Consider the following 9,767-nt stretch of genomic DNA (forward strand, 5'->3'; position numbering starts at 1 on the left):
ATAATAAAAATGAAAAATTAAACATAGTTGTTTTGTGTTATTTATGGGTTTAAGTCAAGTTGTTCTAAAGTTTGGTAAACTAAATGTGTTGGTAAACCCATAACGTTAAAATAAGAACCTTCTATATGTGTTACTGCTATTTGTCCAATCCAATCTTGAATTCCGTAAGAACCAGCTTTATCTAACGGCGAAAAATTTTTAATGTAATACCAAATTTCATCATCTGTTAAGGCTTTAAACGTCACTTTTGTAGTGTTATTCACCGTTTTTTGAGTCGTTTTGGTTTTAAAATTGACAGATGTAATCACTTCGTGTGTAGCATTACTTAAAGATTTTAACATAGCAAAAGCTTCATCATTATCTTTAGGCTTTCCTAAAGCTTTATTGTTATGCCAGACAATTGTATCACTTGTAATTAGTACATCGTTTGTTTGTAATTCGTCTTTAAAAGGTAAAGCCTTTAATTGTGCTAAATAATCTGTTATTTGAGAATGCGCTAAAGAATCATCAAAAATTTCATCTATAGGTTTTAGTCTAACTTCAAAAGGGATATTTAAATCCTTAAAAAACTGCTGTCTTCTTGGAGATCCAGATGCTAAAATAATTCTGTAATTTTTTAAAATATCCTTAAGCATTTTCTAAAATGTATTTAAATAGAAACATTGAGCAGACACCTGTAAATAAAGTGATTTTAAGTACTAAACTTATTCTTGAAAATTCTTTTTTATGTTTCGCTGAAATTAGCTGTATTGCACAATACAGTAAAGGTGCAATAACTAAAAACACAAAATAAGCTAAAACATAAGTGTATTTGTAAAAATAAATATAGTTGTAGTAGATTACACTCATTATAGTTATAACCACTAACCCGAAACTGACTAAAGCAGTTCTTTTTATTCCGAATGCTATTGGTAACGTATTTACGCCTTGTTTATAATCACCATCAATATCTTCGCAATCTTTTACTAATTCCCTAATTAGGTTAATGAAAAACGCAAAAATGGCATAATCAAGAAGTAAAGACATCATTTGTTTTTGGAAGTCTTTATTCTCTAACGTTATTGCTGGAGTTAGATCAAAAACCCCAACAATTAAGATACTTAATCCTACTAAAAGAGATATAATAATATTTCCTAAAATTGGAATGTTTTTTAAATTGGTTGCATAGGAGTAGAGCAAACCTGCAACTAATATAAAAACGGCTAAAAAAGCATTTTTATCAATACTATTACTAACATATAAACCAAAACAAACGCCTATTATAGTTAACGCCATGTATAAGTTGTTTGCAGTGTTTAGGCTTATTTTTTTTGTAACAATAAGTTTGTTTGGTTTGTTTATGCCATCTGCAATAACATCGTTAATATCATTAATAACATAGCCACCAGCAGCAATGCAAAGTGTTGCTATAACTAAACAAGTAAATTGAATGGTATTAAGTGTTGTAAAAATATCAAATGTTGGAAATAACACAAATTTTATAACAATTTGAGTAAATGCAATAATGAATAAATTTTTATATCTAATTAGGTTTAGGTAATTCATTAATTTAATAGTTTAATATTTGTGTTATTTAGTTTTGGAATTTTAAGATAATTCTCGACTGCGCTCGAACGGACATTTAATTAAAAGTTCCATTTGTTTTGTACTTTTAAGACTTGTTCAATAATCTCTCTAACACAACCTTTTCCTCCATTTTTATGAGAAATATAATTAGAGATTTGTTTAACTTCTGGAACTGCATCTTGCGGACAACAAGCTAACCCAACTAATTTCATTACTTCAATATCCATAATATCATCACCAACATAAAGAATTTCTTCGGGTTTTAGATTGTGTTTTTCTACAAAAGAGTTATAAACTTCTAATTTATTTTGTGAGTCTAAGAATACATTGGTAATACCTAAGGTTTCTAAACGTTGTTTTACACCTTGGTTTGTCCCAGCAGAAATTATTGCCATGTTATAGCCTTGTTTTATGGCATATTTTACTCCAAAACCATCTTTAACATTCATAGTTCTTAATAATTCGCCATTTTCTGAAATTTGAATATCTCCGTTAGTTAAAACGCCATCAACATCAAAAATAAAAGTGGTAATTTGATGTAAGTATTCTTTATAACTTTTAGCGTTGTCCATGTGTTTGTTTTATTGATTTTGTTAATAGTTCGTAAACGTCTTTTTGCATCTCATTATCCAGCATTTTTAGCTGCTTTTTAATGGTTTTTTTATCACCACGTTTAGCTGGTCCAGTTTGAGCTTTGTATGGAGAAACATCATCTATCTTTCTAGCAGTTTCTTTAATTAAAGGTTTTAGAATGTCAAATTCTGCCGATTGACTTTCGCAAATTTCATGCGCAATTCTATAAATTTGATTCGTAAAATTATTAGCAAAAACAGCTGCTAAATGTAATGCTTTACGTTGATTGGTATTTACTTTATGAATTATACAACCTAATGCTTCACCAATAGTTTTAAGTGTATTAAAATCTTCTTTTCTCAATGCTTCAACACAAATTGGAACTTCAGAAAATTCTAAATCTACATCTTTAGAAAAACTTTGTAATGGATAAAAAACACCTCTTTTATGTTTCATATCTATATCATACAATCTAACGCTACCAGATGTATGGACTACTAATCGGTCTTTAAAAGGCAATTGTTTAGAGACGTCTTCTATAGCATCATCGCTAACAGCAATAATATAAACATCACTTTCTTTTAAATTTTGTAAATCAGATGTAATACTAACCTCATTGCTATATTTAGAAATCTGCGTTAAATTTCTACTAAACCATTCGTTAATAACAATAGTTTCACAGTTCTTAATTGCGTTATATAGATGTGTGGCTACATTTCCAGAGCCTATTAAAGTAATTGAAATCATACCGCTAAAATAGCTAAGTTATAACACATTTAAAAGGGAAAAATAGTATCTTTGATACAGATGAAAAACGACATTAAAAACAGAGAAGATATAGCGTTGTTAGTTGATGCTTTCTATGAGAAAATTCGAAAAGATAACGTTTTAGGACCAATCTTTAATGGAATGATTTTAGATTGGGAAACGCACTTAAATCATTTAACTACGTTTTGGGAAAGCTCTTTATTTATGACTAAAAAGCTAGAACATCGTTATTCAGGAAATCCATTAGAAGCTCATATTAAAGTCGATAAATACGCTAAGAATACTATAGATGAACACCATTTTGGAATTTGGTTAAATTATTGGTCACAAACCATAGACGACTTATTTGCTGGTGAAGTAGCTGATAACGCTAAACGTAGAGCTAGAAAAATGGCAACATTTATACATATTAAACTTTTTGAAGCACGAGAAAATTAAGACCTCAATTTTTAACATAATATTACCTTGTTTTTAGAGAACTAAAACCGAGAGAAACTGCTATCTTTGCACTCAAAATTTAAGCCTTTTCATTATGCAGAATAAGCTCGCTAAAATTCTATTTTCTACTCGATTAATGTCCGTTTTATTTATTGTTTTTGCAGTTGCTATGGCAGCAGGAACTATTTTAGATAGAAATATGGATACGTCTCCAACACCATATACAAGGAATATTATCTATAATGCGTGGTGGTTTGAAGCTATAATGGTGTTTTTTATTATTAATTTTTGTGGAAATATTGTAAGGTTTAGACTATATAAAAAAGAAAAATGGGCAACGTTAACACTTCATTTAGCTTTTATTTTAATTCTAGTTGGTGCGTTTATTACACGCTATTATAGTTTTGAAGGTATGATGCCAATTCGTGAAGGCGAAACCGAAAACACATTTTTATCTCAAAAAACATACATAACTGGTTACGTAAATGGCGATTATAAGATAAATGGTGTTGCGCAGCGATTACCTGTAAACAAAGAAGTTGATTTTTCTGGACGTATGGAGAATAATTTTTCTCATAATGGCGTTTATGGAGATCAGCCTTTTAGCATAGAATTAGAAAAGTTTGTACTTGGTGCTGAAAAAGATATTGTAGCATCAGAAACTGGAGAAGCTTATTTAAAAATGGTTGAAGCAGGAAATAGTTCACCACATAATCATTATTTAAAAGATGGAGGCAAAGCACAAAACATTCATAACACTTTAATAGCATTAAATAATTACCAAGCTGGAGCCATAAATATTAGTTCTAAAAATGGACAGTTATTTATAGAATCTCCATTTGAAGGCGAATATCTTCAAATGGCAACAATGAATAAAGGAAAGCTCTACAAAGACAGTATTCAACCATTAATGTTGCGTTCTCGCTATGTTATTGGAGAAATGCAAATGGTATTTCCAAAGCCTGTAACCAAAGGTGAATTTGATATTGTACAAAAATCTAAATTATTAAAGAATGATGAAGATGGCGTAGTCTTAAAAATAACCACTAAAAATGAAACAAAACGTTTATTATTACTTGGTGGTTTAGGTGTTAATAATCAATTTGAACGCGTAGAAGTTGGCGGATTAGAATTTGATTTCCGTTATGGCTCTAAAGTTTTAAATCTTCCTTTTAGTATAAAATTAAACGATTTTGTTGCGGAACGTTATCCTGGTTCAGCAACAGCTTATGCTTCGTTTATGAGTAAAGTAACAGTTATAGATGAAGAAAAAGGCGATTTTGATTATAAAGTGTTTATGAATAATATTTTAGATCATAGAGGTTATCGTTTTTTTCAAGCTAAGTTTGACGAAAACGAAACTAGAACTATTCTATCTGTAAATCACGATTTCTATGGGACTTGGGTTACTTATATAGGTTATTTCTTATTGTATTTTGGAATGATGGCAATTCTGTTTGACAAAAACACACGTTTTGCTGATTTAAAACGCTATTTAGAAAAGACAAAAGAGAAAAAATCTAAGTTGCTTTCTGTATTACTTATTGCTTTTACTTTAGGAACAAATGCACAAGAGCAACATTCTGAACACGATGGACATAACCACGCAACACAGCAAGTTCAAGAAAATAGTGTAGAACAGGAAGAACAACATTCTGAAAACGATGGTCATGAACATACCAAACGTCAAGAACGAAAAGCACCAACTAAAGCACAAATAGATTCTGTTTTAATAGCTAATGTAGCGCCTAAAGATATAGCAGATCATTTCGGAAAATTAGTAATCCAAGATGTTGGAGGAAGAATGATGCCTGTAGATACGTATGCATCAGAATTATTACGTAAAATTTCTAAGAGTGATACTTATGTTGATTTATCGGCTAATCAAGTCTTCTTAAGTATTCAAGAAAGTCCAATGTTGTGGTATAATGTACCAGTAATTTACATTAAACCTAAAAAAGGAGATTCTTTACGTAGTATTTTAGGTCTTCCAAAAACTCAAAAGTATGCAACATTACTAGATTTCTTTTCTGATGACTTTAGATATAAATTAGATCCATATTTAGAAGAAGCTACATCTGCACAAGTAAAAAGTGGAATTCAAAAAGAATTCGTGGAAGCAAACGAACGTGTTAGTTTATTATCATCGGCTATAGAAGGAAGATCATTAAAAATTTATCCTATTCCAAACGATGATAACAACAAATGGATTTCAGCTTTTGAGTATAAAAATGAAGATTATAAAACACAAGTAAACGATACTATTTACGGAAATTATATTCAGTCAAGTTTCGATTATTATTTATATAATTTAAATAACGATAAACAAACTAAAGATTTTACCAAGTCCAAAAAATTGTTAAGTGAGTTTACCAAACTTCAAAACAAACTAGGAGCAGAGGTAATGATTCCTGAAGACAAAGTGAATGCAGAAATAAGTTATAATAAATTCGATGTTTTTAAGAAGTTATTTAGCTGGTATATGTATGCTGGAACTTTACTGTTTATTTTATTAATTGTACAAATTTTTAAAGATAAAAGTAAAAGGCTTAGCCTAGCTGTTAACGTTTTTAAAATTGTAATTATAGGTTTATTTATACTACACACTTTAGGTTTAATAGTACGTTGGTATATTTCTGGCCACGCACCTTGGAGTGATGCTTACGAATCTATGATTTATGTAGCTTGGGCAACTATGTTTTTTACGTTGACTATTGGTGTTACAAAAAATAAATCGGAAGCAAAAGAATTAAGCTTTACAGGAAAAATAAAATCATTTTTTAATGTAAGTACATCAGATTTAACTTTAGCGGCAGGAACATTTGTAACTGCTATGATTTTAATGATTGCACATTGGAATTGGATGGATCCAGCTATAGCAAATCTCCAACCAGTACTAAACAGTTATTGGTTAATGATTCACGTTGCAGTAATTGTAGCAAGTTATGGACCATTTACTTTAGGTGCTATTTTAGGAATTGTATCATTATTATTAATGATTTTCACAACAGAGAAAACAAAAACTAAAATGGATTTAAACATTAAAGAACTAACAACAATTACAGAAATGGCATTAACAGTTGGTTTGGTAATGTTAACTATTGGTAACTTTTTAGGCGGACAATGGGCAAACGAAAGTTGGGGTCGTTATTGGGGTTGGGATCCAAAAGAAACTTGGGCTTTAATTAGTATTATGGTATATGCGTTTGTTATACATATGCGTTTAGTTCCAGGATTAAGAGGTAGATGGTTTTTTAATCTAATGTCTATTATTGCTTTTGCAAGTATTTTAATGACATATTTTGGAGTAAATTTCTACTTATCTGGATTACATAGTTACGCTAGTGGAGATCAAATTGTTAGTCTTAAATTTATTGGGATAGCCATAGGCTTAATAGCTATTCTTGGATTCTTTTCATATAGAAAATATTCAAAATACTATAAAAAATAAATTTATCTGAATTTTAAATAAACTTGTTATTATCATTTTATTGACTTAATTTTAACAAATACACTTATTAGTTAATGGATTTTATAAAGAAAATTGGCATTGCAAATTTATTGATGCTATTATTATGTTTAGTGATTATTGTTTTTGCTGAATATCAATTTTTATTGGGACACAAACTCGAAGCTATTTTTGTAGGCCTTTGGTGTCCAACGTTATTAGGTGTTTTAATTTATTTTAGATTAGTTAATAATGGAAAGTAATAATCAAATTTTCTGGTTTTCTATTATTGTATTTGCTTGTGTGTTTATCTGGGCTTTTACAATGGTAAAAATGTATAATAAATCAAGAAATAATTAGAGTAGTTATAAAATCTAAACCTAAAAATGGGTAAAACAGGTCGCGAAAAAAACACTAAAAATAAAGCGAAGCATTCCAAATTAATGGATAGAAAAATTAATAAGAAAAAACAAGAAGAAGCTACACGAAAGCAGCGTTTAAAAGAGATTATAAGAAAATCAAAAGAACACGAATAGTGTTCTTTTCTATTTTAGAATTAGATACTAGTTTATTACTTTGTAGAAACTTATATATAGAATCTTAAAGACTTATATTTGCAGCATATAAATAATAACAAGTGTACTAAAAAGCATTAATTTTTAATACATTTTACTTAAAACCGCAATATTTTGCATCCACAAAATCCTCATAAAAATAATTACGATTTAAAAAAGTTAGCAAAAAAAACACCTGAATTAAAGGATTATATTTTTGTAAACGATTATAATACAGAAACTATAGATTTCTCTAAAGCAGAAGCTGTTAAAACACTTAACAAAGCTTTATTAAGATCTCATTATAGTATTAAGCATTGGGATTTTCCAGATGCACATTTATGTCCACCAATTCCTAGTCGTGTAGATTATTTACACGAATTAAACGATGTGCTTACAGCATCAAATTTAAATGAAGGTGCAAAAATTTTAGACATTGGAACTGGCGCTACTTGTATTTATCCATTATTAGGACAAGCACAATTTAATTGGAATTTTATAGCATCGGATTCTGATAAAAAATCTATTGAAATTGCTAAGAAGATTGTGGACAAAAATAGTTTGTCAGAAAAAATAGCGATTCGTTTTCAAGCTAATCCACAACATATTCTTCAGCATATTTTAAAAAACGATGAGAAAATTACAGCTTCGGTTTGTAATCCACCATTTTATGCAACTGAAGAAGATGCTATAAAAGCAACTCAAAAAAAATGGCGTGGTTTAAAAAAGGAAGGAAATCAGCGTAATTTTTCAGGTAAGGCTAATGAATTATGGTATAAAGGTGGCGAAAAAGCTTTTATTCAAAATTATATTTACGATAGCCATTTAGTAAAAGAACAATGTGCTTGGTTTACTACTTTAGTGTCAAATAAAGACTTATTAAGACCTTTAAAAGTAAAGCTTAAGAATTACGAACCAAAACAAGTTAAAGTCATTAAAATGACACTTGGTAAAAAAGTAAGCCATATGTTATTATGGAGTTACTTATCTGAAGATGAATTAAAAACATTTGAAACTAAATAAAATGAAGTTAGATATTTTAGCTTTTGGAGCTCATCCAGACGATGTAGAATTAGGTTGTGGTGCAACTATAGCTAAAGAAATTGCTAACGGAAAAAAAGTTGGTATTGTAGATCTAACCAAAGGTGAATTAGGAACTCGCGGAACAGAATTTACACGTAAAGAAGAAGCGGCTAATGCGGCAAAAATATTAGGTGTACAACTTAGAGAGAATTTAGGTTTTGCTGATGGATTTTTTACAAACGATAAAACACATCAATTAGAAATTATAAAAATGATACGAAAGTATCAGCCAGAAATAGTATTATGTAATGCTATAGATGATAGGCATATAGATCATGGAAAAGGTAGTAAATTAGTTAGTGATGCTTGTTTTTTAAGTGGATTATTAAAAATTGAAACCGAAGTAGAAGATGAGTCGCAAGAAAAATGGCGACCAAAATTAGTATATCATTACATACAATGGAAAAATATAGAGCCAGACTTTGTTGTTGATGTTACTGGATTTATGGAGGTTAAAATGAAAAGTGTTTTAGCTTATAAAACCCAGTTTTTTGATCCAAATAGTAATGAACCAGAAACACCAATTACAAGTAAGAACTTTACAGATAGTATAAAATACAGAGCAAGAGATTTAGGACGATTAATTAATACAGAATACGCAGAAGGCTTTACTACAGAACGTTACGTTGCAACAGAAAGTTTATTTAATTTAAAATAGAATTTTTCGCAAAAAAAGGTTTGCAGGAGTTAAGAAAATAATTACATTTGCACTCGCACTTGAAAGAGTGTTAAAATGGTGATTGTAGCTCAGCTGGTTAGAGCATCGGTTTGTGGTACCGAGGGTCGCGGGTTCGAATCCCGTCTTTCACCCAAAAGCAAAAAGCTTCTCTGAAAAGAGAAGCTTTTTTTGTGGTGTTAAGTGTATTGAATTAAAATAATATTATTATAATTTCGTTTAACAGTTAGATGATGTTAAATCGTTTTAATGTTTTATATCAGCAGTTAAACGAAGTTATAAGAAAAATATGACAAAGTCAAGCTTTAATAATATATAAAACACTTGCTTTAAATAACCTCATTTTTTTCTAAAACACTTAAAGCTAAACGGATTTTAAAATAGTCTATTTGCTCGTTATAATAGTCAAAGTAAGGTTTTAAAGCTGTTGGGTTTTCTAATTCTATTTTTGCTTTGTGTATTGCTTCAACATCGTGTTTTGTAATAAAATTATAGATATTAATATCTTTACCTTCTAAAAACAGTTTGGCGATATGAGAATATATAGTTGGTGTTTTTAATTTTCTTTGAATAGATATTTCATCAATACTTAAGCCTTTTTTATATAAATCGTAAGTCACTAAATGTGTGTCTGTTTTTTTAGCTGTTTTTTTCTTAGAAC

At 29.4% G+C, this 9,767-nt stretch carries 10 protein-coding genes and 1 tRNA gene; 6 read left to right on the forward strand and 5 right to left on the reverse strand.

Annotated features, from left to right (window positions below; genetic code table 11):
• Nucleotides 1-41: 41 nt before the first annotated feature.
• The 4 genes from ACFDSN_RS10690 to ACFDSN_RS10705 form a co-directional block, all read right to left on the reverse strand.
• The gene (locus tag ACFDSN_RS10690) at nucleotides 42-635 is read right to left on the reverse strand and encodes a Maf-like protein (protein ID WP_375239845.1); all 594 of its coding nucleotides are present in this window, start codon (nucleotides 633-635) and stop codon (nucleotides 42-44) included.
• Nucleotides 628-1,545 carry a geranylgeranylglycerol-phosphate geranylgeranyltransferase gene (locus ACFDSN_RS10695; RefSeq protein ID WP_375239846.1) on the reverse strand — a complete coding sequence of 306 codons (918 nt, stop codon included), beginning with the start codon at nucleotides 1,543-1,545 and terminating at the stop codon, nucleotides 628-630. The genes ACFDSN_RS10690 and ACFDSN_RS10695 overlap by 8 nt, the downstream gene beginning before the upstream one ends.
• Before the next feature lie 80 nt (nucleotides 1,546-1,625).
• On the reverse strand, nucleotides 1,626-2,138 hold the full coding sequence (locus tag ACFDSN_RS10700; RefSeq protein ID WP_375239847.1) for a KdsC family phosphatase: 513 nt from the start codon (nucleotides 2,136-2,138) through the stop codon (nucleotides 1,626-1,628).
• Nucleotides 2,125-2,886, reverse strand: a complete 762-nt coding sequence (locus ACFDSN_RS10705) for a Rossmann-like and DUF2520 domain-containing protein (RefSeq protein WP_375239848.1) — start codon at nucleotides 2,884-2,886, stop codon at nucleotides 2,125-2,127. The genes ACFDSN_RS10700 and ACFDSN_RS10705 overlap by 14 nt, the downstream gene beginning before the upstream one ends.
• A gap of 60 nt (nucleotides 2,887-2,946) precedes the next feature.
• On the opposite strand from ACFDSN_RS10705, the gene ACFDSN_RS10710 reads away from it, so the two are divergent.
• The 6 genes from ACFDSN_RS10710 to ACFDSN_RS10735 all read left to right on the forward strand — a co-directional run bounded on the left by ACFDSN_RS10710 (nucleotide 2,947) and on the right by ACFDSN_RS10735 (nucleotide 9,241).
• A complete protein-coding gene (locus tag ACFDSN_RS10710) occupies nucleotides 2,947-3,345 on the forward strand; it encodes a group III truncated hemoglobin (RefSeq protein ID WP_375239849.1) in 399 nt (132 codons plus the stop codon).
• Nucleotides 3,346-3,439: 94 nt separating this feature from the next.
• Nucleotides 3,440-6,796 (forward strand): cytochrome c biogenesis protein CcsA, encoded by a 3,357-nt coding sequence (ccsA, locus tag ACFDSN_RS10715; RefSeq protein ID WP_375239850.1) that lies wholly within the window; start codon nucleotides 3,440-3,442, stop codon nucleotides 6,794-6,796.
• A gap of 383 nt (nucleotides 6,797-7,179) precedes the next feature.
• Nucleotides 7,180-7,329, forward strand: a complete 150-nt coding sequence (locus ACFDSN_RS10720; RefSeq protein WP_375239851.1) for a hypothetical protein — start codon at nucleotides 7,180-7,182, stop codon at nucleotides 7,327-7,329.
• A gap of 153 nt (nucleotides 7,330-7,482) precedes the next feature.
• Nucleotides 7,483-8,370, forward strand: a complete 888-nt coding sequence (gene rlmF, locus ACFDSN_RS10725; RefSeq protein ID WP_375239852.1) for a 23S rRNA (adenine(1618)-N(6))-methyltransferase RlmF — start codon at nucleotides 7,483-7,485, stop codon at nucleotides 8,368-8,370.
• A gap of 1 nt (nucleotide 8,371) precedes the next feature.
• The gene (gene bshB1 / locus ACFDSN_RS10730) at nucleotides 8,372-9,088 is read left to right on the forward strand and encodes a bacillithiol biosynthesis deacetylase BshB1 (RefSeq protein WP_375239853.1); all 717 of its coding nucleotides are present in this window, start codon (nucleotides 8,372-8,374) and stop codon (nucleotides 9,086-9,088) included.
• A gap of 77 nt (nucleotides 9,089-9,165) precedes the next feature.
• Nucleotides 9,166-9,241: transfer RNA gene (locus tag ACFDSN_RS10735), tRNA-His, on the forward strand.
• 194 nt (nucleotides 9,242-9,435) lie between these two features.
• Here ACFDSN_RS10735 and ACFDSN_RS10740 read toward each other — a convergent pair.
• Nucleotides 9,436-9,767, reverse strand: a 332-nt coding sequence (locus tag ACFDSN_RS10740; protein WP_375239854.1) for a helix-turn-helix domain-containing protein, incomplete at its 5' end; no start/stop codon positions are given.

Origin of the sequence: Aurantibacter sp., assembly GCF_042094015.1 — a bacterium.
In the GTDB taxonomy this organism is placed as follows: domain Bacteria; phylum Bacteroidota; class Bacteroidia; order Flavobacteriales; family Flavobacteriaceae; genus Aurantibacter.

What these genes read in the sequence shown, in the direction of transcription:
- ACFDSN_RS10690 (WP_375239845.1), bottom strand. Translation starts at nt 635, where the DNA reads ATGCTTAAGGATATTTTAAAAAATTACAGAATTATTTTAGCATCTGGA.
- ACFDSN_RS10695 (WP_375239846.1), bottom strand. Translation starts at nt 1,545, where the DNA reads ATGAATTACCTAAACCTAATTAGATATAAAAATTTATTCATTATTGCA.
- ACFDSN_RS10700 (WP_375239847.1), bottom strand. Translation starts at nt 2,138, where the DNA reads ATGGACAACGCTAAAAGTTATAAAGAATACTTACATCAAATTACCACT.
- ACFDSN_RS10705 (WP_375239848.1), bottom strand. Translation starts at nt 2,886, where the DNA reads ATGATTTCAATTACTTTAATAGGCTCTGGAAATGTAGCCACACATCTA.
- ACFDSN_RS10710 (WP_375239849.1), top strand. Translation starts at nt 2,947, where the DNA reads ATGAAAAACGACATTAAAAACAGAGAAGATATAGCGTTGTTAGTTGAT.
- ccsA (WP_375239850.1), top strand. Translation starts at nt 3,440, where the DNA reads ATGCAGAATAAGCTCGCTAAAATTCTATTTTCTACTCGATTAATGTCC.
- ACFDSN_RS10720 (WP_375239851.1), top strand. Translation starts at nt 7,180, where the DNA reads ATGGGTAAAACAGGTCGCGAAAAAAACACTAAAAATAAAGCGAAGCAT.
- bshB1 (WP_375239853.1), top strand. Translation starts at nt 8,372, where the DNA reads ATGAAGTTAGATATTTTAGCTTTTGGAGCTCATCCAGACGATGTAGAA.